The 25,857-nt window shown below is 26.6% G+C and carries 26 protein-coding genes and 1 other annotated feature; of the genes, 23 read left to right on the top strand and 3 right to left on the bottom strand.

Annotated features, from left to right (window positions below; all coding sequences use genetic code 11):
• Window position 1: 1 nt before the first annotated feature.
• The 6 genes from BN1711_RS12090 (at window position 2) to BN1711_RS12065 (ending at window position 4,367) form a co-directional block, all read left to right on the top strand.
• Window positions 2–916, top strand: a complete 915-nt coding sequence (locus BN1711_RS12090) for a PSP1 domain-containing protein (protein WP_050608397.1) — start codon at window positions 2–4, stop codon at window positions 914–916.
• 10 nt (window positions 917–926) lie between these two features.
• Window positions 927–1,130, top strand: coding sequence for a cation transporter (locus BN1711_RS12085; protein WP_050608396.1), 204 nt, complete (start codon window positions 927–929; stop codon window positions 1,128–1,130).
• 77 nt (window positions 1,131–1,207) lie between these two features.
• Complete coding sequence (locus BN1711_RS12080; RefSeq protein ID WP_050608395.1) at window positions 1,208–1,378, top strand: DUF362 domain-containing protein; 171 nt, start codon at window positions 1,208–1,210, stop codon at window positions 1,376–1,378.
• Window positions 1,379–1,493: 115 nt separating this feature from the next.
• Entirely contained in the window at window positions 1,494–2,237 is a 744-nt protein-coding gene (locus BN1711_RS12075) for a tRNA1(Val) (adenine(37)-N6)-methyltransferase (protein WP_050608394.1), read from the top strand.
• A 22-nt stretch (window positions 2,238–2,259) separates the two neighbouring features.
• A complete protein-coding gene (gene rsmI, locus BN1711_RS12070) occupies window positions 2,260–3,114 on the top strand; it encodes a 16S rRNA (cytidine(1402)-2'-O)-methyltransferase (RefSeq protein ID WP_050608393.1) in 855 nt (284 codons plus the stop codon).
• Window positions 3,115–3,254: 140 nt separating this feature from the next.
• Entirely contained in the window at window positions 3,255–4,367 is a 1,113-nt protein-coding gene (locus BN1711_RS12065; RefSeq protein ID WP_050608392.1) for a C40 family peptidase, read from the top strand.
• A 90-nt stretch (window positions 4,368–4,457) separates the two neighbouring features.
• On the opposite strand, the gene BN1711_RS12060 is transcribed toward BN1711_RS12065, so the two are convergent.
• Window positions 4,458–4,703 (bottom strand): AbrB/MazE/SpoVT family DNA-binding domain-containing protein, encoded by a 246-nt coding sequence (locus tag BN1711_RS12060; RefSeq protein ID WP_050608391.1) that lies wholly within the window; start codon window positions 4,701–4,703, stop codon window positions 4,458–4,460.
• 490 nt (window positions 4,704–5,193) lie between these two features.
• On the opposite strand from BN1711_RS12060, the gene fsa reads away from it, so the two are divergent.
• The 3 genes from fsa (at window position 5,194) to arcA (ending at window position 8,527) form a co-directional block, all read left to right on the top strand.
• The gene (gene fsa / locus BN1711_RS12055) at window positions 5,194–5,838 is read left to right on the top strand and encodes a fructose-6-phosphate aldolase (protein WP_050608390.1); all 645 of its coding nucleotides are present in this window, start codon (window positions 5,194–5,196) and stop codon (window positions 5,836–5,838) included.
• 421 nt (window positions 5,839–6,259) lie between these two features.
• The gene (locus BN1711_RS12050; RefSeq protein ID WP_050608389.1) at window positions 6,260–6,880 is read left to right on the top strand and encodes a DUF1836 domain-containing protein; all 621 of its coding nucleotides are present in this window, start codon (window positions 6,260–6,262) and stop codon (window positions 6,878–6,880) included.
• A gap of 429 nt (window positions 6,881–7,309) precedes the next feature.
• Entirely contained in the window at window positions 7,310–8,527 is a 1,218-nt protein-coding gene (arcA, locus tag BN1711_RS12045; protein ID WP_050608388.1) for an arginine deiminase, read from the top strand.
• Between the two features lie 52 nt (window positions 8,528–8,579).
• Here the strand turns inward: arcA and ispF are convergent, their stop codons facing one another.
• Window positions 8,580–9,047 (bottom strand): 2-C-methyl-D-erythritol 2,4-cyclodiphosphate synthase, encoded by a 468-nt coding sequence (ispF, locus tag BN1711_RS12040; protein ID WP_050608387.1) that lies wholly within the window; start codon window positions 9,045–9,047, stop codon window positions 8,580–8,582.
• Between the two features lie 727 nt (window positions 9,048–9,774).
• Here ispF and BN1711_RS12035 point away from each other — a divergent pair.
• The 3 genes from BN1711_RS12035 to BN1711_RS12025 all read left to right on the top strand — a co-directional run bounded on the left by BN1711_RS12035 (window position 9,775) and on the right by BN1711_RS12025 (window position 11,941).
• The gene (locus tag BN1711_RS12035) at window positions 9,775–10,650 is read left to right on the top strand and encodes a polysaccharide deacetylase family protein (RefSeq protein ID WP_050608386.1); all 876 of its coding nucleotides are present in this window, start codon (window positions 9,775–9,777) and stop codon (window positions 10,648–10,650) included.
• 180 nt (window positions 10,651–10,830) lie between these two features.
• Window positions 10,831–11,406 (top strand): nucleoside recognition domain-containing protein, encoded by a 576-nt coding sequence (locus tag BN1711_RS12030; RefSeq protein ID WP_050608385.1) that lies wholly within the window; start codon window positions 10,831–10,833, stop codon window positions 11,404–11,406.
• A gap of 13 nt (window positions 11,407–11,419) precedes the next feature.
• On the top strand, window positions 11,420–11,941 hold the full coding sequence (locus BN1711_RS12025) for a spore maturation protein (protein WP_050608384.1): 522 nt from the start codon (window positions 11,420–11,422) through the stop codon (window positions 11,939–11,941).
• A 33-nt stretch (window positions 11,942–11,974) separates the two neighbouring features.
• On the opposite strand, the gene BN1711_RS12020 is transcribed toward BN1711_RS12025, so the two are convergent.
• On the bottom strand, window positions 11,975–13,330 hold the full coding sequence (locus BN1711_RS12020) for an MATE family efflux transporter (RefSeq protein ID WP_050608383.1): 1,356 nt from the start codon (window positions 13,328–13,330) through the stop codon (window positions 11,975–11,977).
• 132 nt (window positions 13,331–13,462) lie between these two features.
• Here BN1711_RS12020 and BN1711_RS12015 point away from each other — a divergent pair, with 132 nt between their 5' ends.
• From BN1711_RS12015 to BN1711_RS11965, 11 genes are all read left to right on the top strand, one after another.
• Window positions 13,463–14,026 (top strand): uracil-DNA glycosylase, encoded by a 564-nt coding sequence (locus tag BN1711_RS12015; protein WP_050608382.1) that lies wholly within the window; start codon window positions 13,463–13,465, stop codon window positions 14,024–14,026.
• A 97-nt stretch (window positions 14,027–14,123) separates the two neighbouring features.
• Window positions 14,124–14,372: a binding site (T-box leader), on the top strand.
• Window positions 14,373–14,429: 57 nt separating this feature from the next.
• A complete protein-coding gene (gene metG / locus BN1711_RS12010; protein WP_050608381.1) occupies window positions 14,430–16,367 on the top strand; it encodes a methionine--tRNA ligase in 1,938 nt (645 codons plus the stop codon).
• Window positions 16,368–16,528: 161 nt separating this feature from the next.
• Window positions 16,529–18,025, top strand: a complete 1,497-nt coding sequence (locus tag BN1711_RS12005; protein WP_050608380.1) for a DUF445 family protein — start codon at window positions 16,529–16,531, stop codon at window positions 18,023–18,025.
• Window positions 18,026–18,183: 158 nt separating this feature from the next.
• Window positions 18,184–18,960: a TatD family hydrolase gene (locus BN1711_RS12000; protein ID WP_050608379.1), complete on the top strand. Its 777-nt coding sequence runs from the start codon at window positions 18,184–18,186 to the stop codon at window positions 18,958–18,960.
• 226 nt (window positions 18,961–19,186) lie between these two features.
• Window positions 19,187–20,242, top strand: a complete 1,056-nt coding sequence (locus BN1711_RS11995) for a 3D domain-containing protein (RefSeq protein ID WP_050608378.1) — start codon at window positions 19,187–19,189, stop codon at window positions 20,240–20,242.
• 54 nt (window positions 20,243–20,296) lie between these two features.
• The gene (gene rnmV, locus BN1711_RS11990; protein WP_050608377.1) at window positions 20,297–20,848 is read left to right on the top strand and encodes a ribonuclease M5; all 552 of its coding nucleotides are present in this window, start codon (window positions 20,297–20,299) and stop codon (window positions 20,846–20,848) included.
• The gene (rsmA, locus tag BN1711_RS11985; RefSeq protein ID WP_050608376.1) at window positions 20,841–21,677 is read left to right on the top strand and encodes a 16S rRNA (adenine(1518)-N(6)/adenine(1519)-N(6))-dimethyltransferase RsmA; all 837 of its coding nucleotides are present in this window, start codon (window positions 20,841–20,843) and stop codon (window positions 21,675–21,677) included. The genes rnmV and rsmA overlap by 8 nt, the downstream gene beginning before the upstream one ends.
• 92 nt (window positions 21,678–21,769) lie before the next feature.
• Window positions 21,770–22,954: a DUF7922 domain-containing protein gene (locus BN1711_RS11980; RefSeq protein WP_050608375.1), complete on the top strand. Its 1,185-nt coding sequence runs from the start codon at window positions 21,770–21,772 to the stop codon at window positions 22,952–22,954.
• Between the two features lie 140 nt (window positions 22,955–23,094).
• Window positions 23,095–23,703, top strand: a complete 609-nt coding sequence (locus BN1711_RS11975) for a hypothetical protein (protein WP_050608374.1) — start codon at window positions 23,095–23,097, stop codon at window positions 23,701–23,703.
• Window positions 23,704–23,867: 164 nt separating this feature from the next.
• Window positions 23,868–24,710 (top strand): YhfM domain-containing protein, encoded by an 843-nt coding sequence (locus BN1711_RS11970; RefSeq protein ID WP_050608373.1) that lies wholly within the window; start codon window positions 23,868–23,870, stop codon window positions 24,708–24,710.
• 189 nt (window positions 24,711–24,899) lie between these two features.
• Complete coding sequence (locus BN1711_RS11965) at window positions 24,900–25,748, top strand: Mrp/NBP35 family ATP-binding protein (protein WP_050608372.1); 849 nt, start codon at window positions 24,900–24,902, stop codon at window positions 25,746–25,748.
• Window positions 25,749–25,857 lie beyond the last annotated feature (109 nt).

The raw sequence follows: 25,857 nt of genomic DNA, 5'->3' as shown, positions 1-25,857 counted from the left end.
TATGATACAGGTTGTGGGTATACGCTTTAAAAAGGCAGGAAAAATATATTATTTCGATCCTAAAGATATGGATATAAATAAAGACGATTATGTATTAGTGGAAACAGTAAGAGGAGTAGAGTTTGGGCATTGTGTTATAGGAAAGCGATACATTGATGAAAAAGAAATAGTATCAACGCTAAAAAGTGTAATAAGAAAGGCTTCAGAAGAAGATATAAATAAACATAAGGAAAATAAGGAAAAGGAAAAAGAAGCCTTTAAAATATGCATAAAAAAAATACAAGAACATAAGTTACAAATGAAACTTATAGATGTAGAATATACATTTGATAATAATAAAGTAATATTCTATTTTACTGCAGATGGAAGAGTAGATTTTAGAGAACTTGTTAAAGATCTAGCTTCTATTTTTAGAACTAGAATTGAGTTAAGACAAATAGGAGTAAGAGATGAGGCTAAAATGGTAGGTGGATTAGGACCTTGCGGAAGAACTATGTGCTGTTCTAGTTTCTTAGGAGATTTTGCTCCAGTATCAATAAAAATGGCTAAAGAACAAAACTTATCACTCAATCCTACTAAGATTTCAGGGATATGTGGTAGACTTATGTGTTGTCTTAACTATGAACAAAAAACTTATGAGGGTATAAGAAAAAAGCTTCCTAAAGTGGGGTCTATAGTAAATACAGATTACGGACAAGGTGAAGTGGTTTCTAATAGTGCAGTAAAGGAACAAGTTAAGGTGAAAATTAAAAATGAAGAAAATGAAGAGGTTATAGAACAATTTTCCATACATAATATTGAATTAGTGTCAGGGAATTATGAAGGTAATGTTGATAGTGTAGATGAAGATGAATTACAGATAGATGATACAGAAAAACATAAGGATATTATAAGAGAATTATTTGAAGAAGGGTAGGAGTTAACATATGAAGGTAGTGCTAAGGGTATGCGATATGAAAACACTAAGAGATGTTAATAAGGTAAAGGGAGCAGTTTCTAATAATCAAGGAGTTATAGCATGTCAAATAAATAATGAAAAGAAGGAAATTAGTGTTATATATGATAATTATTTTGTAGATTCAGATACTATAATTGAATCAATAGAAAGTGAAGGTTATACGGTTATATAAAAATTACTTTAAAAATTATTGGAAACGTGATAAAATATAAATCATATGAATTTTGTAAATTAAGGAGGTGTTTACATATGGCATATAAAATAACAGATGCTTGCGTAAGCTGTGGAGCATGCGCATCAGAATGTCCAGTTAGCGCTATAAGCCAAGGAGATACTCAATTCGTTATAGATGCAGATACTTGTATTGAGTGTGGAAACTGTGCAAACGTTTGTCCAGTAGGAGCTCCAGTTCAAGAATAATTGAGTGATAAGAGACCGTCTTTTAGACGGTCTTTTGTTATTATTAAATAAACTTGTGGGTTAAAAAATTATTTTGATATAAATAGGTTATAATATATGGTATAAGGAGAATTATATGGATAAAAATTTAGTTAGAAATGATGAAACTTTAGATGATCTTCAATTAAAGGGAATTAAAGTTATACAGAAAAAGAATGGCTTTAGATTTGGGATAGATGCTGTGTTATTAGCTAATTATACTAAAGTAAAAAATGGAGATAGGATTGTTGATTTATGTAGCGGAACAGGAATTATTCCTTTTATAATAGCAGGTAAAACAGATGCAGAAAGAATAACAGGAGTAGAAATTCAAAAAGATATGATAGATATGGCAAATAGATCTGTGAAATATAATACTCTTGAAAATAAATTAGATTTTATAAATGCTGATTTAAAAGATTTAAAGGTTTTAAAAAGTATAGGATTAGTAGATATAGTTACTGTAAATCCTCCATATAAAATTTATGGAACAGGACTTATAAATGAAAATGATAAAAATGCTATGTCAAGACATGAGATATTTTGTAATTTAGATAATGTTATAGAAGCTGCAAGAATTTTATTAAAAGATAAAGGCAGATTTTTTATGATTCATAGACCAGAAAGAATTGCAGATATTATGTGTTCCATGAGAAAATATAAAATAGAACCTAAAGTAATAAGGATGATACATCCATCTTATAATAAGGCACCTAGTATGGTTTTAATAGAAGGACAAAAAAGCGGGAAAATGTTCTTAAAATGGGAAAGACCATTATATGTATACAATGAAAATAATGAATATACCAAAGAAGTTAAAGAAATTTATGGAATCAAATAATTAATAGAAAGTAGGATGATATATGACTAATATAGAAAAAGGGAAATTATATGTAGTACCTACGCCTATTGGTAACTTACAAGATATAACGTTAAGGGCATTAGATGTATTAAAAAATGCAGATATAATTGCTGCAGAAGATACGAGACAAACATTAAAATTGCTAAATCATTTTGATATAAAAAAACCATTAGTAAGTTATCATAAATTTAATGAAGAAGATAAGAGCTATGATATTATAAATGGTTTGAAAAATGGAAAAACTATAGCTTTAGTTTCAGATGCGGGAATGCCAGGAATATCAGATCCAGGAAGTATATTAATATGTAAATGTATAAAGAATAATTTAAAATTTGAAGTACTACCAGGAGCTACTGCAGTGATTACGGCATTAGTATATTCAGGATTAGATACTACAGCTTTCATTTTTAAGGGGTTTGTACCAAGGGATAATAAGGGGAGAAAAAGTTTAATAGATGATATAAAGACAAGAAGGGAAACTTTAATATTTTATGAATCACCCTACAGGTTAAGAGATACATTAATATTTCTTAAAGAAAACTTGGGTAACAGGGATATATCTGTATGTAGAGAACTTACAAAAATTCATGAAGAGATATTAAGGGGAACTTTGAGTGAAGTAATAGAACATTATGATAAAAAGGATCCAAAAGGAGAATATGTACTAGTATTACAAGGTAAGACTTTAGAGGAAATAGAAAAAGAACAAATAGATAGATGGGCAGATATGAGTATAGAAAACCATATAAAAAGTTATATAGAGGATGGATATTCAAAAAAAGAAGCTGTAAAAATGGTTGCAAAAGATAGGAAGTTGCCTAAATCTGAAGTTTATAAATACTCTATTAAAATATAGATAAAAGATTTAAAAAATACCAATAAAATCTAAAAATATTAACATTATAAAAAAATTGTTAACTAAAGTTGAGTTTATAAGGTAATTACTATATAATTAAATAATGTAAATATAAATAAATATTTAGGGAGGAAGATATAGTGAATAGGAAGGCAGTATCAGTTATTGTAGCATTGGCATTGGTAGTATCAGTCAATGTAACAACAGTTAAAGCGAGCCCTTCAAAAAGTGGACAAGGTACTAATATAACCGAAGTACAAGATAAAACAAAAGAACTTGAATCTAAAATAGAAGTTATGGACTCTAAGATAGAAAATATTATATATAAGATAGAAGATAATAAAAAGGATATAGAAAAAAATAAAAAAGACGTAGAAAAACTTCAAAAAGATATAGAGAAAACACAAAAAGACATAGATGCAAGAAAAGATGTATTTAATAAAAGAGTAAGAGCCATGTACATAAGTGGTGTGGATAGTTATGCAGATATACTATTAGAATCTAAAGGTGTAGGGGATTTTCTAGAAAGATTAGATACAGTTAAAAAGATCATAGGTTTTGATCAAGGTGTTATAAGTGAATTAAATGATAAAAAACAACAGGTTGAAAATAAAAAAGTTTCTTTAGATAAAAAAAATAGTGAAATAGCTTCATTAAAAGTAGAAAATGAAAAGAAACTTTCTCAAATTAAGAATGAAAAAAGTATTCAACAAGTAGCATTAGATAAATTAAATGCAGAAAAAAAAGAGTATGAAGCTAGGCAGAAGGAAGCGGAGAAGAAGCAAGCTGAGCAAATCAAAAGTGTACAAGCAAAACAATCAAATGTTAAGTCAACTAGTTCAAATTCAGGAGCTTCAACAAATTACTCAAGAGGTGGAGGAACTACAGTAGTACCACCAAGTAGTGCTAATACTGGGGATGTAGTATCATATGCTATGAATTTTTTAGGTACTCCTTATGTATGGGGAGGTACAAGCCCTTCAGGATTTGATTGTTCAGGTTTTGTTCAATATGTGTATAGTCATTGCGGGGTTAGTTTACCAAGAACTTCTGAATCTCAAATGGGTGTAGGAACTTCTATATCAAGAGATCAATTACAACCAGGAGATTTAGTATTCTTTAGAGGCGGTGGACATGTAGGTATATATGTAGGCGGTGGAAGTTACATACATGCTCCACATACTGGAGATGTTGTTAAGATTTCATCTTTATCAGGAAATTCAAGTTATTGTGGTGCAAAAAGAGTTAGATAAATATATAATAAATATACTAAATAAAGCTACATTTTGTAGCTTTATTTTTATGTAAAAAAATAAAGCCTCTAAAGAGACTTTAAGGTAAAACTATTTATTTTCTTTTATTTCATTAAGACAGTTTTTACAAATATTTTTTCCTTTGTAATTTATAACGTCTCTAGCATCACCGCAGAATATACATGCTGGTTCATATTTCTTAAGTATGATTTGTTCACCATCTACATATATTTCTAAAGCATCTTTTTCAGCTATATCTAAAGTTCTTCTTAATTCTATTGGAATAACAATTCTTCCTAGTTCGTCTACTCTTCTAACTACTCCTGTTGATTTCATTAATTTTCCTCCTTAAATAATATCATTTTTCGACATGCCATCAATTAAATAATAGCAAATATGACATTAAAAGTCAATAGTTTTTTAAAATTGGTTTACAAAATTAATATGTATTTCCATCTAAAGTTAATATACTACCATAATTGCTAAAAGTCAATATAGGTTCTACCTAGATTTTTAAGGGTTTTAAGCAGAAAATCACTGTAAAATTAGATATTTTAGTAATTAACTTTTATTTTAAAATTTATTTATATAATAAAAGTATAACAAAATAAAACAAAATAAAATAGTAACAAAATGGATAAACATAAACAAATGTCGAAAATATAAATAAAATAATATGATAATAATATATTAAATAAAATTTTTTAACAAATCAAGTATAACATGTAAATTTTTTGTATAAACATATTTTGTTAAATAAGTAAAAGCTATTTTTTATTTAATATGATATAATAATTTTACTATAAAAAATTAAGGGGGAATTTTTATGAAGTTTTTTATTGATACGGCTAATATACAAGAAATAAAAGAAATTTCTAAATGGGGAATCTTGGATGGCGTAACTACTAATCCCTCATTAATAGCCAAGGAGGGTAGGGATTTAAAAGAAGTCATAAATGAGATTTGTAGTTTATTAGATGGTCCGATAAGTGCAGAGGTTATAAGCGTGAATTGTGATGATATGATAAAAGAAGCCGAGGAACTATGTAGTATAAATAAAAATATAGTAATAAAGATACCTATGATTGAGGAAGGCATAAAAGCTGTTAAGGTTTTACATGAAAAGAATATAAAAACTAACGTAACTTTAATTTTTTCCGCTCAACAAGCATTAATTGCGGCTAAAGCTGGTGCTAGTTATGTAAGTCCTTTTGTAGGAAGATTAGATGATATAGGGGATTATGGTGTAGATATAATAAGAGACATATCTGAAATATTTAATATATATGATATAGATACAGAAATAATAGCTGCTAGTATTAGAAATAGTAATCATGTTTTAGATTGTGCAAAAGTAGGGGCAGATATTGCAACTGTTCCATATAAAATATTAAAACAGATGATTAAACACCCATTAACAGATATTGGACTAGAAAAGTTTTTAAAAGACTATAATAATACAGCTAAATAAAACATATTCATACATTTTAGAATAAGTATGTACAAAATAAAAAAAAATTTTTAAAATCTTTCATGAAGTATTTTTATGAAAAAAATATTGTTAATAAGTTAAAAAGTATATTGTTGATAACATTAATATAATGTATAATAGTTTAGTAATTCCAATGATTGAGTTTGTCCACAATTTATGTGGATAAACTCAAGCTAATTGTGGATAATATATTTATACTGTTAATATAAAATATTTTGAAGAAAGTTTCATATGAATTTTCAATTAATAGAAATTTAAATATAATGGAAAATAATACATGTTACTTTCTTTAAATAATATAACTTTTTAACAACTTTTTTAGTATATAATTATAGTAAAAGATAAAAATATTTATTATAGTTATAAATTAAATTTTAATATTATTTTGGAGGTATGGTAAGTGGATGATATAAAATTTAGTGACATAGAATATATAAATAAATTAGCAGAAGAAATATCCCATAATACCATAGTTGACTATGAGGATTTACCAAGATATGATTTATTTCTATCTCAAGTAATAGACTATTTAAATGATAAGTTTGAAGAAGAGGATTATACAAATAATATTATACAAAATTACATAAAAAATGAAGTTATATCTAAGCCACAAGATGGAAAGAAAAGGGGATATACCAAGCTTCATTTGGCTCAATTAGTATTATTAAGTTATATGAGACCATTGCTTACTACCGAGGAAATAAAAAAGGTATTTGTATTAGCATTTAACCAGATTAATGATAGAAGTGATGATATAATATCATGGGAAATGGCATATAAAATATTTTCAGACATTCAAAAAAATAGTTTTGAGGAATTTGTTTCTAAACAACATTTTAATGAAAAAAAACTTAAGAAAATAATAAATGATTTAAATTTAGAAACTGAGGAAGAAAATAGAATAGCAGTTTTTCTTATAGTTATGACTTTAATATGTCAAGCAAGTGCCATAAAGAAATTAGTAAAAAAAATAGTTAACGAGTATACTAGTAATAATGAATTAGAGGAAGATACAAAATAACTTTAGATCAATAAAATACCTAGTAATAATTAAATGCATTTTTAAATTTAATTATTACTAGGTATTTTTTATAAGTATATTAATTCATAAAAAAATTTTTTTATACTATTATTCAAACAAATCAAATAATTATTCATAATATTAATAATAAAAAAATACACAAATTGGCATTAAAATAGTGAATTTTTATATTTATAAAATTAAACCAGAATTAATGGTATAAATATTAGTTTAATACAAATTTTTACATAAGATTTTAAATGTATAATTTTGCATTTATGCACTAAAAGTAATAATCATCACTGTTGACAGTAATATAAATTATTATTAACATGAATGAGAGGATTAAATATTAATATATTAGAATATATTTTTTATTTTTTTGCACAATAAGTATTGAATAGTATTTTGTTTGGGAGGGGGCAAAAAATGAGTAATAAAAAAAGAAATATACATGTATACTCAGAAATAGGTAATTTGAAAACAGTTCTTCTTCATAGACCTGGGGAAGAAATAGAAAACCTAACTCCGGATTATTTAGAAAAACTTTTATTTGACGATATTCCTTTTTTAAAAGTTGCGCGTGAGGAACATGATATATTTGCAAAGACTTTAAGAGATAATGGAGTAGAAGTATTATATCTAGAGGATTTGGCCGCTCAATCAATAGAAGATATTAAGGTAAAAGAAAAATTTATAACTGAAGTTATAAAGGAAAGTGGAATAAAAGATAAGGTAGCTGCTGATAAATTAAAAGAATATTTATATTCCATGAGTAATAAAGAAATAATTTATCAAGTTATGGCAGGTTTAAGAAAGAATAAACTAAATATAAATGAGCATGAAGATTACCCATTTTTAATGTATCCTATGCCAAATTTATATTTTACAAGAGATCCTTTTGCTTGCATAGGAAAAGGCGTAAGTTTAAATTCTATGAGAACCGAAACTAGAAAGAGAGAAACAATTTTTGGAAAATATATTTTTAAATATAATCCAGAATTTAAAGATTCCGATATTCCTCTATGGTATGATAGAGGAGAATCAGATTGCATAGAAGGTGGCGATGAACTAGTTTTATCACCAGAAGTTATAGCTGTTGGTCATAGCCAAAGAACTGATAGTGAAGCTGTTTTAAAATTAGCTAAGAAAATCTTTGAGACAGAAAAGACTTTTAAGGTAGTTTTATTATTTGAGATTCCTAAAACTAGAGCTTTTATGCATTTAGATACAGTATTTACTATGCTAGACTATGATAAGTTTACTGTTCACGGAGGAATAGAGGGAACTTTAAAAGTAAATGCTATAAGTTATGATGAAAAAAATAAGGAACTAATAGTAAAAGAAGAAGTAGATAGCTTAGAGAAAATTTTATCTAAATATTTGAAGAGAGATATAAAAGTTATACGTTGCGGTGGAGGCGATGTAGTTATATCTGCAAGGGAACAATGGAATGACGGTTCTAATACTTTAGCCATAGCTCCAGGAAAAGTTATAACTTATGAAAGAAACTATGTAACTAATGAAATATTGGATAAAAGCAATGTAGAGGTATTAACAATACCTTCATCGGAATTATCTAGAGGTAGAGGCGGCCCAAGATGTATGTCTATGCCTTTATACAGAGAAGATTTAAATAATTTATAAATTATAAAAAACACATATGAATAAAATTAATTTTATTCATATGTGTTTTAAATTATTCTAATAAACATATACTTTGAGAAGCTATGCCTTCTTTTTTTCCTGTAAATCCTAAGCCTTCTTCTGTAGTAGCCTTTATGTTTAGTTCATCAATTTCTATATTTAAGGTTGAACATATATTTTTTTTCATTTTGTCTATATAAGGAAATATTTTAGGTTCTTGCGCAATTATAGTACAATCAATATTTTGTATTTTATAACCCTTTTCTTTAATTAAATTTTTAACATGTTCTAATAAAATTATACTGGATGCATTTTTATATTTCATATCTTTATCAGGAAAATGTTTTCCTATATCCCCCAAGGATGCAGCACCTAATAAAGAATCCATAATAGAGTGGATCAAAACATCTGCATCAGAATGACCCAATAATCCTTTATTGTAAGGAATTTTAACGCCTCCTATGATTAGATTTCTACCCTCTACTAATTTATGTACATCATAACCTAAACCAACTCTCATTAATAATTCCTCCTATAACTTAGTTATAATAAATAATATATATGATTTAAAAAAAAGTGCAAGCTTTTGCTGCACTTTAAGATATATTTTTTTTGTAGTGGATTAGCTTTATTGATCTGTTAATATGATTTTTATAGAAGAATAGAAGTTTATTTCTAATAAAATTAGTTAAGAATAATAAGAAAGGTCTTCTATTATTATTTATTAAGGTTTTTTTTCTAAAATCCACATATATAACTTTTTTAAGCATATATACACGACCTTTCATAAATAATATTATATTATAATTATAACATATAATTGAATGAATGTTAAGAAAATTTTAAAAATTAGAAACATTTATGGTATAATATATGCAGAAATAGAAAAGTTGTCCACAAGATATACACATTATGTGGATAATGTTAATAATACACAAAATCTAGAATTACATCAATATATATAAATATGCACCAGATACAACTAATATCCATAAATTTACAAAATAATAATTATAGTAGAAAAATTAACATATACACCACAAGTTATCAACAGTTAACATGTGGATAATGTTAATAAATAATAAATAATACATATATATATTGTATATGATATACTTATTAATTAATATATACACAAAGATTCAATATAATATCCACAAATTTAAATTTAGTTGATGGATAAAATTACTTGCTATGATATAATAAATTTATCCAATAAATTTTATTAGTGATATTAGGAGGAGTATATGAACAAAAAAATAAAATTTAATATATTGAGTGCTATTTTTTGCTTTATTTTAAGTTTATCAGTTTTTGGCTGTAGTAAACAAGAAGCAAGTAATACTAAAAAACATACTAATAAGACAAAAGTAGAAGAGAAAAAGCAAGGTAAACAAGAGAATGAAATAAGAGAATTTAAAAAAGAACCTCTAATTTATAATGATAAAAGAATACCTGTACTTATGTATCATTCAATAGATTACGAAAAAGGAAATGAATTAAGACTTCCCAAGGAAAAATTCAAGGAACAAATGAAATATTTAAAGGATAATGGATATACTACATTATCTTTAGATGAGTTATATAATTTCTTAGTACATAATAAGCCAGTACCTGAAAAATCCATAGTTATAACTTTAGATGATGGATATGTTGACAACTATGAGAATGCCTATCCCATAATAAAGGAATTTGGATTTAAAGCTGCTATATTTGATGTAACTAGCAATATAGATAAAAATCCCAAAACTATAACCTCAAAACAAATAAAAGAAATGAATGATAATGGAATAACTATAGCTAGTCATACAGTAAATCATGATCAATTGGATATATTATCTTATGAAAAACAACTTGAAACTATGAAAAAATCTAAAGAGGATTTAGAGAAAATCTTAGGTAAAAAAGTGAATTATATAGCATATCCTTATGGAAAATGGAATAAAGATACCCTTAAAGCAGCTAAAGAAGCAGGATATACTATGGCGTTTACTACTGATGGTTCTTGGAGTGGTAAAGATGATGGAATTTATGGTTTAAATAGAGTATATATAAGTGGCGCAAAGGGAATAGATGATTTTAAATATAGAATAAGTAATCCTAATTATAATAAAGTTAAATAGTATTTAATAAAAAAGCATTAAAAACTTAAATTATAAGTTTTTAATGCTTTTTTATTTCCAGGGCAATAACTTCTATAAAATTATAATTTAATGGTTTTAATTTGATATAAATAAATGTTATTTTATATTGTTACATCATATATATTAATTATATAGTATTTTACTTTAAGGAGAGAATCTATGATAAATTTTATTTGGGCCTTTATATTATTAGCAGGAATAATATTTGGTATTATTACTGGTCAAGGTGAAAATATATCTAAGATTATTATAAATTCTACTAACTCTACAGTTAAGTTAGTTATAGGTTTGTTGGGTATTATGAGTTTATGGTGTGGAGTAATGGAGATAGCAGAAAAAAGTGGTTTAACAGATAAGATAGCTAAAGGTTTAAAACCTATATTAAAACTTATATTTAAGGAAGCAGGAAAGGATGATAAAGCTTTAGGGGCCATGACTATGAATCTAACAGCTAATATGATGGGGTTATCTAATGCAGCTACTCCTTTTGGTATTAAAGCTATGGAAGAATTGAAAAGATTAAATTGTAATAAGAATATTGCAAGTAATGATATGGCCTTATTTTTAGTATTAAATGCAGCATGTATACAATTAGTACCAACTACAGTTTTGTCTATAAGATCGGCTTTAGGGTCTAAAAATCCTGGAGAAATAATAATACCAGCTATTATAGTTACAGCTGTGGCTGCTTTTTTTGGAGTATTATTTTCAAAAATATTGGCAAAATACTTTTAATTAAGGAGGGTTTATGCAGTACATAATAAAGGCTATTATTCCCATTATAATATTTTTTATAATTTTCTATGGTATGTGTAAGGGAGTAAAGGTATATGAGTGTTTTATAGAGGGTGCAAAACAAGGGATGAAAATATGTTTTAGAATATTTCCATATTTATTAGCTATGATAGTTGCAGTAAATGTTTTCAGGGAATCTAAAGCTTTAGCTTATTTAATTAATTTAGTATCACCTATAATAAATACTATAGGTATACCAGGGGAGTTAGTACCATTAATATTTATAAAACCCTTATCAGGAAGTGGGGCTTTAGGAGTTTTTGCAGACATATTAAAACAGTTTGGACCTGACAGTTATATAGGAAAAATGGCATCTATATTAATGGGATCTACAGAAACTATATTCTATACTATTACGGTGTACTTTGGATCAGTAGGGATAAAAAAAGTAAGACACACTATTTGGGCAGCTGTTTTAGCGGATCTGGTTGCTATAATAATGACAGTGTTTATAACAAATCTTATGCTTATTTAATAAAAAGGGCTCCTAATTATTAGGAGTCCTTTTTTAAAAATCTATGTTTTGTTGTCTAAAAAAATTTCTTTTAAAGAGTATTAATAAAGCTATGCCTTCAAACACCCATTGGATAGTAGTGATCCACCATACGTAGGTTACCCTACATTTTAAAATATATATAAAATAGAACATTAAGGGAAGTCTTATAATCCAACTAGATATAAAAGACACTAAGAAAGGTGTTTTAGTATTACCAGTACCTTTCAATGCACCACCAAGTATCATAGATATTCCCATAGGGATTTGTTCTAAGGCTGCTATCATAAGGCATATGGATCCCAATTTTATAACTTGTATCTCTTTATTATTTATAAAAAGTTTTATTAAAAACTGTGGAAATAGCAGAAATAAAAGTGCTGTAATCCCCATTATAAATGACCCTAAAATTGTGCAAGTATAGGAGTATTCTTTAGCAGATTTAATATTATTTTCACCTATTTTATTTCCAGCTAATGTGGTAGCAGCTACTGCGAACCCCCAACCTGGCATAAAGGAAATAGATTCAACTGTTGTGGTTATTTGATTGGCAGCAAAGGCGGTTGTCCCTAAGTGCATTATCATAAAAGTATTAATAAGTCTGCTTAAATCTAGTGAACCCTGATGTAATGAGGAAGGAATAGATAACTTAAATATATATTTTAATTTGTTTTTATCAATCTTTTTTATATATTTAATATGTGGTTTAATAATTGATCTTTTTATGGTATATAGATAAATAAATATAAAACCACTTATATGACCTAAAGAGGTAGCTATAGCAGCACCTTTTATTCCCAATTCAGGTAAGCCTAATCTTCCAAAAATTAAACCATAATCTAAAGTTAAATTTATTATATTAACTAGTATAGATGCACAAAGTGGAGTTTTGGTATTACCATAGCCTCTTATTATTCCGTTAAGTATACTGGTAATCATATTAAAAAAAATTCCTATAGATACGATTTTCATATAAATGATACCATTTAAAATAACATTTTTCTCTGCTTTTGCCATAGTAAGAATATGCTTTGGAAAAATAAACATTATACAAGATATAATAAATGATATTATAATTCCTAAAAATAATCCTAAAGATGCGTATTCTTCTGCTTCTTTTAAATTATTACTTCCATATTTTCTTGCTACAGTTGACGTTATGCCTACAGATAAGCCTATAGCTATAAAAATATTTATAAACGTATATACAATCTCTGAACTTAGTCCTACAGTGCTTACAGCTACACTACCACCATATTGTCCAACCATCATGGTATCTAATACCCATATCATCATATACAAAATCATTTCACCTACAGCAGGCAAGGCTAAATTTAATACTTCCTTTACTATTTTTTTATTTAGAGTCATTTGATATCTCCTTTCAAAGCTATATAAATCTTATCTTACTTTATATTTATAAGTAAATCAATATTATAAAATATAAGTGTTTTTATGATAAAATTAGATTATGTAATTTGCACTGTGAAGGGTGATGATATTTTGTTAAGATGGAGTGAACTATATAGTGAATGTATGAAATGTAATAAGTGTACTTTGGCAAATGATAGAACTAATGTAGTTTTTGGAGAAGGAAATATAAAAGCAGATATTATGTTCATAGGAGAAGCGCCTGGGGCAGATGAGGATAGAACAGGAAATCCTTTTGTAGGAAGAGCAGGACAACTATTGACAAAAGGTCTAAATTCACTAAATTTAGTTAGGGAAAGGGATTATTACATATGTAACATTTGTAAGTGTAGACCTAAAAACAACAGAACTCCAACAGAAGAAGAAGCAATGGAATGTATACCATATTTGAGAAATCAAGTAGCTTTGGTAAAACCGAAAATAATAGTTTGTTTAGGGGCTACATCTATGAAATATATATTAGGTAAACAATATAGAATAACTAGAGACAGAGGAAAATGGTTTGAAATAAAGGGTTATTATATAATAGGTACATTTCATCCAGCAGCTATATTAAGAGATGAGAATAAAAAGAAGTTTTTCTGGCAAGATTTAAAAAGTATTAAAGCTAAGTATGAGGAATTTATAAAAAATTAAATTAGTCTTTTATGAATATAAATTTTTAATATAGGTCAAAATAAAAACTAATAATTATATATTATTGACATAATTGAATTTATGGAATATGATTATGTTAAATGCAATGATGGAAAGAGTAGTAAATTGGGTTATATAAAGAGAACTGGGGGTAGGTGAAAGCCAGTTATACAAAGATTTATGAAGATGGCTCTTGAGCAGGTTATCTGAAATTATAGTAGGGTAGCACGGTTACAACCGTTATATTGTAAGGTGATGATATTATTATGATGGAGTCACTTACAGATGTCTTTATTGCGAGATAAAGATGAATTAGAGTGGTATAGCGAATTGTTACGCCTCTATATAAAGTATTTACTTTGTATAGAGGTTTTTTTATTATAAAAAATAAGGAGGCTAAAACATGAAAAAGGGAAATTATTATGTAACTACACCTATTTATTATCCGTCAGCTAAACTTCATATAGGAAATACGTATACTACAATAGCTGCAGATGCTATTGCTAGATTTAAAAGACTTACAGGTTATGATGTAATGTTCTTAACAGGAACAGATGAACATGGTCAAAAAATACAAAGGTTAGCTGAGGCTAAGGGAATAACACCTAAGGCATATGTAGATGAAATAGTAGCAGGCATAAAAGATTTATGGAAAATGATGAATGTAAGTTATGATAAATTCATAAGAACTACAGATGAATATCATGTAGAAACAGTGCAAAAAATATTTAAAAAGTTATATGATCAAGGTGATATATATAAGGGAGAATATGAAGGATGGTATTGTACTCCTTGTGAATCTTTCTGGAGAGAATCTCAATTAGTAGATGGAAATTGTCCGGATTGTGGAAGACCAGTAGAGAAAACAAAGGAAGAAGCATATTTCTTTAAAATGTCAAAATATGCTCCAAGACTTATAAAATATATAGAAGAACATCCTGATTTTATACAACCAGAGTCTAGAAAAAATGAGATGTTAAATAACTTTTTAAAACCAGGACTTCAAGATTTATGTATATCTAGAACCTCATTTGATTGGGGAATACCAGTAACTTTTGATGAAAAGCATGTTATATATGTATGGATAGATGCTTTAACTAATTACATAACAGCATTAGGTTATGGAAGTGAAGATGATAGTTTATATAGAAAATACTGGCCTGCAAATGTACATTTAGTAGGAAAAGATATTTTAAGATTCCATACTATATATTGGCCAATTATGCTTATGGCCCTTAATATGCCATTACCAAAGCAAGTTTTCGGACATGGATGGCTTTTGGTAGATGGGGGGAAAATGTCAAAGTCAAAAGGTAATGTAGTAGATCCTGTAGTACTGGTAAATCATTTTGGAACAGATCCTGTAAGATATTATCTACTTAGGGAAATACCATTTGGTTCAGATGGAATGTTTAATAATGAGATATTTATAAAAACTATAAATTCTAATTTAGCAAACGATCTTGGAAATTTACTTTCAAGAACTGTAGCTATGATAGAAAAATACTTTGGTGGAATAATGCCAGCACCAATTGTAAAAGAAGAAATTGATGAAAGTTTAATAAATCTGGCTTTAGATACACCTAAGAAAGTAGAAAATTATATAGATAATTTAAGAATTCCAGAAGCATTAGATGAAATATGGAGATTAATAGGAAGGGCTAATAAGTATATAGATGAAACTACTCCATGGATTTTAGCTAAAGATGAAAGCAAAAAGGAAAGATTAGGTACGGTATTATATAATTTATCAGAAAGTTTAAGAATAATATCTGTATGCGTATCAGCGTTCTTACCTGAAACTAGTAAGAAAATAAATGAACAATTAAATATAGATCTTATAACATGGGAGAGTTTAAGTGAATTTAATGGTACTAAATCTAATATAACCGTTAAAAAGGGAGAAGCTATATTCCCAAGAATAGATGTAGATAAAAAAATAGAAGAATTAAATAAACTAAAAGAAAAGCAAATGAAGGCAGTTAATAAAACTAAAATGCAACCAATAAAAGAAGAAATAACTATAGATGATTTTGAAAAAATAGATTTAAGAGTAGCAAAAGTTTTAGAATGTGAGATGGTAAAGGGAGCTAAGAAACTTCTAAAATTAAAAGTAGACTTAGGTGGAGAGCAGAGGCAAGTAGTATCTGGAATAGCAAAATATTATAAGGCAGAGGAATTGATAGGAAAGAAAGTTATATTAGTTGCTAACTTAAAGCCAGTAAAATTAAGAGGTGAATTATCTCAAGGAATGATACTTGCAGCTTCTACAGAAGATGATAGTGAATTATTTGTGTCTACTATAGATGGTGATATTAATGAAGGAAATGTAGTAAGATAAGGATAAATTCATCATTTAAATGATTTTAGACTGATGGCATAACTGTCATCAGTCTTGTTTATTGTATAAAAAGTTTACAAATATTGAAATTATTAATAGTAGAATTTATAATTTAACTTATACTAATATAAGTTAAATATTTTAAGATAAGGAGATATTGTATGAAATTCTTAATAGCAATGCTAATAGGGGGCATAATAGGATACCTTACTAACTATATAGCTATAAAAATGTTATTTAGACCATATGAAGAAAAAAGATTTTTAGGAATAAAAATTCCGTTCACCCCAGGACTTATTCCTAAGGAAAAGTCAAGAATAGCCAAAAGTGTAGGAGAAGTTATAGGGGAACACCTATTATCTACAGAAACCATTGTTAATTCGTTATGCAGTGAAAGTATAAATAACAAGTTAAAAACTTGGATTCGTCAAAGAGTACATATTTTAATTACCTCAAAGGATACTTTAGAAAAGAAAATTAGAAATATTTTAGGTGAAAAATATAATTCCTTCATATTAGGACTTAAAGAAAATCTGAATAATTTAGTTATTTTAAATTTAAGGAATAATGACAATAAAATAAAGGAATTTATAAAAGAAAAATTAAGTAAAATATTAAGTGATAATCCCGATAAGATTATTAATAATAATATTTACAAAGAATTAAAAAAGCAATTAACAAATATGTTAGAAGGTTATATAAACTCTGATGAATTTATTTTAGTTATAAACAATTTAATAATAAATAAAGTAAATGAAGGTAAAATAAAACAAAAAACATTAGGAGATTTACTACCTAAAAGTTTCACTGGAAATATAAAGGTATATATATATAGTAAAAGAGATAATATAGTTAACTATATAAAGTCATCATTAAAGGAGGAAAAAAATTATAATAAATTAAAGAAAATATTAAAAAATGTTATAAGTAATAATGTAAATTCTCTTATGTCTATGTTTATTGATGTAGATTCTATGACGGATAAAATTGTTGTATTCTTAGAGAATTATTTAGAAGAAGAAGAAACAAAAGATAATTTAATGGAGATAATTAATACAAATATTGATAAGTTATTCTTGGTAACCATAGAAGATATTACAAATAATTTACCTGAAAATAGTAAACAATCTTTAATAGAAGAAGTGAGTAATGTGATAACTAGGGAAATTAAACATATAAACATTACCAATAAATTAAATGACAAAATAGATGACTGCATTATGAGGGGAGATTTATTCAGAAGTATGACGTTTAAATCAAACTTATATGATTTAATAAATAAAAATATCGAAAAATTTATTTACAGTGAAAAGCTTGAAAATATGGTTAATAGTTTAATTAATGATATGATAGATGCTTTTATGAATACATCTATTAAAGGATTTACTGAAGGTAACGAGGAAGGAATTTTAGCAGTAGTATATGATATAGCCCAAAATAACTATAAAAGATTTGTAGAGAATCAAGCTGGTGTAGTAATAGACGTTTTAAATATTTCAAAAATAGTTGAAGATAAAATAAATGAATTTGATGTTGAAGTGGCAGAGGAGATTATATTACAAATAGCTAGTAAGGAATTAAAGGCTATTACTTCTTTAGGAGGATTATTAGGAGCTATAATAGGAATATTATCACCTTTATTAGGTTCTATATATTAAAGGTTTATTAAAGAAAGTAAATTAAAAAAATTTGTTTTATATTTCTAAAAAATTTTTTGACTAATTTTAATTTATTAATTATAATATATGAAAATGCAAAATTTATGAAGTAAGTATTAAAAAACTTTAAACATAAGGAGTTAATTGGAGGGAATCCTGTGAATTATAAAATATTTGATGCACATGCTCATTATGATGATGAAAGTTTTAAAGAAGATAGATATGAAGTTATAAAAGAATTAAAGGACAATAAGATTATAGGTGTATTAAATTGTGGAGCGTCAGTACAATCTTCTAAAACATCTTTAGAGTTAGCAGATAAGTATGATTTTTTTTATGCTGCTGTAGGAATACATCCAGAGCATGCCTTTGAAGCATTAGATTCATTAGAAGAGATAAAAAAATTATCAAAGCATAAAAAAGTAAAGGCTATAGGGGAAATAGGGTTAGATTATTATTATGATGAAAATCCTGAAAGAAACGTTCAAATAAAGGCTTTTGAAAATCAAATGGCTTTAGCAGAAGAACTTAATTTGCCTGTAGTTATACATGATAGAGAAGCTCATAAGGATACTTTGGACGTTATAAAAAAATTTCCTAAAGTTAAAGGAGAAGTGCATTGTTTTTCAGGTAGTGTAGAATTTGCAAAAGAATGTATAGAGTTAGGATATTATATAGGAGTTACAGGAGTAGTCACATTTAAAAATGCTAAAAAAATTATAGATGTTATAAAAAATGTACCATTGGACAGAATTGTTGTAGAGACAGATTGTCCTTATATGGCTCCAGTACCTTTGAGGGGAAAAAGAAATAGATCAGAATATATAAAATATATGTTAGACAAGATTTCAGAAATTAAGGATATACCTGTAGAGAAGGTTAGTAATGAAATTATAAATAACATTATAAATTTGTTTAATATAGATATTATTTAATAAATTATGATTAATTTATATATTTTGGCATATAATTATAATAAATTTTATTTAAAAGAAGTATTCCACCAATACCTTTTGATTTTAGCAATTATGTTTATCATATTTATATATATAATATGCACATTAGCTGCATTAATTTGTAAACTAGCTAGAGCAAATTTGACAGATTTTAATATACAGAATATAATATCAATGTTGCTCTTGCCCGGAGGAGGTTTTAAAGGTGGAAAAAATAAAAAAGAAAATAAAAAATTATTTTTCCAACGGTCCTAAGGCAATTTTTGTTATTGGAGCAGTATTAATAACTGTAGGCATAATAACTTTAAGCATGAAAAAAACAATAATTGTTTCAATAGACGGAAAAGAATATAAAAAGATTACAACATTCAAGGACACATATAGAGAAGCACTAAGTGCAAATGACATATCTTTAGGATCGAAGGATAAGGTAACCCCTAGCTTGGACAAGAAAGTTGAAGACGGAATTAATTTAAAAATAAAAAAAGCAGTAAAAGTAAATGTAGAAGTTGATGGAAAAAAATTAGCTATCAAATCTGCAGAAGACAATGTAGGAAATATGCTACAAAATGAAAAGATAAAGTTAAAGCAATCTGACAAAGTATATCCAAAAGAAGATACTCCAATTAAAGATGGATTGAATGTATCAATTACTAGAATAGAAACTAAAGTATTAAAAGAAACAAAAAATATGGATTATGAAGTAGTAACTAAGGAAGATAGTTCTTTAGAAAGAGGAAGTAAAAAAGTTATACAAGATGGACAAAATGGAGAAAAAGAAGTATCAACAGAAGTAGTATATGAAAATGGAAAAGAAAAGACAAGAAAAATATTAGCAGAGACAGTAAAGAAAAAACCAGTAGCTAAAGTAGTAGCAGTAGGAACTATGAAATCTGATGTTGCATATTCTGGAATAAATCCTTCAAGAGGAGGATCAGTATCTCAGAAATCTTTAAGAATGAGAGCTACTGCATATACTTCAAGTTATGAAGATACAGGTAAAAGCCCTGGGAGTTCAGATTTTGGTATAACAGCTACAGGTACTACTGCAAAAAGAAATTCTTCAGGATATAGTTCTGTGGCAGTAGATCCTAGAGTGATACCATTAGGGACTAAATTATATATTGAAGGATATGGATATGCCATAGCAGAAGATACTGGAGGAGCAATAAAAGGTAATGTAATTGATTTATACTTTAATTCTAAGTCAGAAGTTGATAACTGGGGTTCAAGATGGGTAAATGTTCATATTATTGATTAGGAGCACTAGCTCCTATTTTTTCTATTTAAATTATTTATATTTATGGAGGATATTATGATTAAAGAAGTCATTGTAGTGGAAGGAAGAGATGACATTACAGCAGTAAAAAGGGCTACAGATGCGGAATTAATTGCAGTAGGTGGATTCGGAATAAATGAAAGTGTTATAAAAAAGATTAGGGAAGCACAAAAAAGACAGGGAGTAATAGTTTTAACAGATCCAGATTATGCTGGTGAGAAAATTAGAAAATACATATCAAGAAGGGTAAAAGGAATTAAGCATGCATACATATCCCAAGAGGAAGGTACAAAAGATGATGATATAGGAGTAGAAAATGCTGAACCAGAGGCTATAATAAAAGCTTTGAATTCTGCTAAATGCGAAATAAAAGAATATAGAGAAGAATTTAATATGAATGATATGGTGTTTTTTGGACTTACAGGTAGAGCAGATTCTAAAGTTAGAAGAGAAGAACTAGGAATAAAATTAGGAATAGGGTATGGGAATACAAATCAAATATTAATGAGACTTAATAATTATGGTATTTCAAAGAATGAATTTATAAATGCTATTAAAGAGATAGATAAGGAGAATAATAATGGATAAATTCACAACTAATGTGGTTAAAAAATACGATTTTAAGTTTAATAAAAATCTAGGACAAAATTTTTTAACTGATGATTCTGTTTTGCAAGATATAATAGATGGAGCAGAAATAAGTAAAAATGATTATATTATAGAAATAGGACCGGGAGTTGGGACATTAACAAAAGAACTTTTAAAGGTAGCAAAGCATGTGTACTCCATAGAACTAGATTCAAATCTTATACCAATTTTACAAGAAGAATTAAAAGATTTTGATAATTTTACTTTAACTCATGAAGATGCATTAAAAATTAATTTTAATAATTTTATAGGAAATAAAGAGCCAGTAAAATTGGTAGCTAATTTGCCCTATTATGTTACAACACCAATTATATCAAAATTACTTAAAGATAAATGTAATTTCAAATCTTTAACAATAATGATACAAAAAGAGGTGGCAGAGAGAATTAATGCGGAACCCAATTGTAAAGAATATGGGGCGTTAACAGTTTTAGTTCAATATTATTGTAATACTAAAATAATAAGAAAAGTTTCTCCTAACTGTTTTATACCAAGACCTAAAGTAGATTCAATGATTATAAAGTTAGATAAACTTTCCGAACCTAAAGTTTTGGTTAAAGATGAAAAATTATTTTTTAATGTAGTAAGAAGTTCATTTAATATGAGAAGGAAAACCCTTTGGAATGCTCTTAAGAGTTTAAATTTAGATAAACAAGATATGGAAAAGGCTTTTTTAAATGCTAATATTGATCCTAAAAGGAGAGGAGAGACCCTTTCATTGCAAGACTTTGGAATGCTTTCTAATTGCATTTATGATTTAGTAAAATAATAAAATTATAAATATATATAGTTAATCTAGTTCACTTTTTGAACTCTATCTCATATATTATAATGAATAATATATGTGGAGGTACAAAAAAGTTGGCACAAAAAAAGAGTTATAGTAGATACTTTATAATATTACAAGAAGATGAAAAAGGATACTCGTTAGGTGTAGATAAATCATCATCTGGTTATGTTAAGATGGAAGTTAAAGATACTAAATGTAAAATTTCTTATTATGTACAAAATATAAAAAAGGAATCGGCTCCTTATTACATGATATTAATATGTAATAAAAAAGACACCAATAGTATAATAAAAATAGGTGAGATGAATATAGACGAGTATGGTAGAGCTGATATATGCTATGAATATCCAGTAAATAATATAAGTAATTCAGGATTAGGTATAGATAAAGTTTCAGGAGCTGCTATAGTAAAGTTTATAGATTCTAATATAATATCAGTCATGAGCGGTTTTTCAACTACAGATATTCCTAGATGGAAGGGCTTTGACATAGCTAATAATAAAGTTAAAGAGGCCAAAATAAAACCACAAAAAAAAGATAATAGAAGTATATTTGATGAATATGAGGAAAAGATAGAAGAAGTTAAAAATTCAAAGAAAGTTCAGTCAGACGATAATATTAAGAAAAATAAGTGTAACATAGAATTAAGCTTAAAGGAAGAAAATTTAGAAGAAAAAAGTTTAAAAGAAGAAAACCTAAAAGAAGAGGATTTAAAAGAAAAAATCAGAAAAGATAAAAGTCAGGAATTTACTAAAAATAAGGATAATAATTTATTTATAGATGATAGTATTAAAAATAAGCCACAAATAGATAATAAAAGTTGTAAAGAAAATTATGAGTATCCTTTAGGCGAAGATGGAAAGTATTTTAAAAATATAGCCAAGGATTTAGAGATAATTTCTGATTTTGCTGACCAAATTAAAAGATGTAAGTGGTATAAAGTAGAGATAGAAAACATAGATGATATGAAAAATACTTGTGATTATGATAAATATATGATTCTTTATAATCCAATGAATAGTTATTATAATTATATAAAAAAATATGGTCATTATCTTTTAGGTTATAAATGTGATGAATTGGGTAGTGTGAAATATATAGTTTATGGAATACCAGGGGAAAAATCAAAAGAGGATCAACCATATGGTGGAAAATCAGGATTTGTAACTTGGGTACCAACAAAAAGTGAAAAACAGGGTTATTGGTTAATGTTTTATGATTATAAAACATCTACTGTTGTTTTACCAGTTAAATAGAGGCATGAAAAGGTCATGCCTCTTAATTTTATTTAATATATATTTAGTATAATAATACTTATGTCTATTTCATATAAATGATATTAGAAGTTTATTTTGGAGGTGAAAGTCATATCTATTTATATAAATAGATTTAATATATGAATATTATAATGGTAAACAAAAAAAGATTAGGTGTTACTATAATAATAATAGGGTTAATGCTTATTTTGTGTGTATTTGAAAAAAATTTTGAGGGACGTTTAAGAATAACTGCTTTAATTCATAATAATATATCTTCATTCCAGGAATATAAAGGTCTTAATGGTAGGTTAAGCTACAAACTTCCTTCAGGATGGAAAACAGAGGAATATAATCATATAGGTAGTGAAATTATTTATAATAATAGTTTTAGAGATGATAAAAGTGGAATTCATGGATTTATTCAGGTATGGAATTATAATGGTGATTTAAAAAGCTTTTTGAATCATAGCAAAAATATATCTAATCGCCAAAATATTAGTTATAAGGAATATAGTGTTAGTACCATTAAAATAAATGAAAAAAAGGGATATATGCTTCAATATACTATTACAGGTGATTATTCTAACGCTGATAAAGAAGATAAAGAATATAGAGCTTATGAATACTTTATAAAAGATAAAGATAAATTTTTTAGAATTTCTTTTTTTATGGATGATAAAGACTTTCAAGAAAGTATTACAACTGTATTTGAAACAATATTACAAACATTTAAATATAAAAAATAAAAATAACCATTGTACTTACATAAGGTACAATGGTTATTTAATTTACAAGCAAAAAAATTATGTTATAATGTTGTTATATTTTATTCTTAAAGAAAGGCATATTACTAGAAATTATAATTTAAATATAAGGATATGTTAATTTGATTGGAGGTAAAAGATTATTTATGAAAACTAAAAATAAGTTTAATCATAAATATATTTTTATTTTTCTAATATTTATTTTAAGTTTTTCTATTACTGGATGTGAAAGTATAGATAAAGTAAAAGTAAAGTTTGGATTGAAAAATAAAGATTTTGAATATATAAAAGAAAATAAAATACAAAAAATAGTAATACAGAATACAAGGGATAAAGGCTTTAGATTTGTAGTTACAGATAAAAAGGCTATAGGAGAGCTTTATAATATTTTATCAACAGCAAAGCCTGCATCCACAAAATCTAAATTGGAACCAGATTATATATTTGAAATGGATGAAGGAAATAATAAAGTTCATAAATTTAATTATATTGCAGGACTAGATAAAAAGGATGCTGGAAACTTATATAGCAATAATAGAATATATATTGTATCTAAGAGAATAGATAATGATATAATAAAAAGTTTTTGGACTATAAGAAAACCTAAAGATTTTGAAGATGTATATTATAAATCTATAATACAGGTATTAAAAAAATATGGTGTAGATAAAAATAATAAAAATAAAGTTGGTATAAATTTAAAAGATGATGTAGATATATCTAAATTTATATTATCTACAGATTTAGAAGAATTTAAAATAGATTTGACTAATAATTTTAAAAATGTATCTATAGTCACAAAAGATGATAGGGATTATAATATAGTTTTAAATATAAGAACAGAAGGGTATAAGTCTACTATGTATAAAGCTATAGTAAATATATATAATAAAAACAACAGAACAGAGAAAAAATATTATATAATGAATGAATATAAAAATGGTAGATGGGATATACAAATACTAGATAAGAAATCAGATAATTTTTAGATTTAAATACAGATTGAGAAATCTGTATTTTTTATAATAATTATTTTTCTAGAAGGTGTTGTATTTATTTAGTAAGTCATCAAATATAAAGTAAATAAAGCTTAAATGTATTTATGGCATTTGATAATAACATTATAAGTGGTATAATTACAATATAAAATTTTAAATGATACATTGGGAGGTAGAAATATGAGTAATTGTGATAGCTGTCCAAGCAAAGGTAGCTGCAGTAGTGAGGGAAGCTGCTCTAAGGATTTACCTAAATATGGGAAGGTAAAAAATATAATAGGTGTAATTAGTGGAAAAGGTGGGGTTGGTAAGTCTACTATTACAGGGGTATTAGCAAGCAAATTAAGAGAAGATGGTTATAAGGTTGGAGTTTTAGATGGAGATATAACAGGGCCTTCTATGCCAAGATTTTTTGGGATTAATAAAGAAAGAGCTTCTATATTTCAAATAGGAGATACGGAAGAGGTAAGAATTGAACCTGTAGTAACAAAATCAGGTATAAAAGTAATGTCTTTAAATTTACTTACAGAACAAGAAGATGAACCAGTAATTTGGAGAGGACCAGTTATTACTGGCGTTTTGACTCAAATGTATACTGATACTGAGTGGGGAGATTTAGATTATTTACTTATAGATATGCCTCCAGGAACAGGAGATGTAGCTTTAACGGTAATGCAAAGTATACCATTACAAGGTATGGTTGTAGTATCAACACCACAAGATATGGTTTCAATGATAGTTAAAAAAGTAATAGTAATGATAGAGAAGATGGATATAGATGTTATTGGTGTGGTTGAAAATATGTCCTATATAAAATGTGATAAGTGTGGAGAAAAACTAAGAGTATTTAGTAAAAAATCACCACAAGAGCATGTAAAATATTTAGGAGTACCCCTAATTGAAGAAATGCCTATAGATTTAGATTTAGCAGAAAAAGTTGAAACAGGAATAGTAGAGGAATTTATTAATGAAGGTATAGAGTATAGTAGTTTATACGAGAATTTTAAAAAACTTAAAAATATAAAATAATTATATAAATTTAAATAATTAAAAATAAAACACTATTTTGATTCATAAAAATAGTGTTTTATTTTTTGGCTTTTATTATAAGTATAAAAACTAAATAAAAGATAAATAT

It is taken from the genome of Clostridium niameyense, from assembly GCF_001243045.1.
Lineage (GTDB): Bacteria > Bacillota > Clostridia > Clostridiales > Clostridiaceae > Clostridium_F > Clostridium_F niameyense.
The sequence above is the reverse complement of the archived record's forward strand: the minus strand, read 5'-3'. Positions and strand labels throughout refer to the sequence as shown.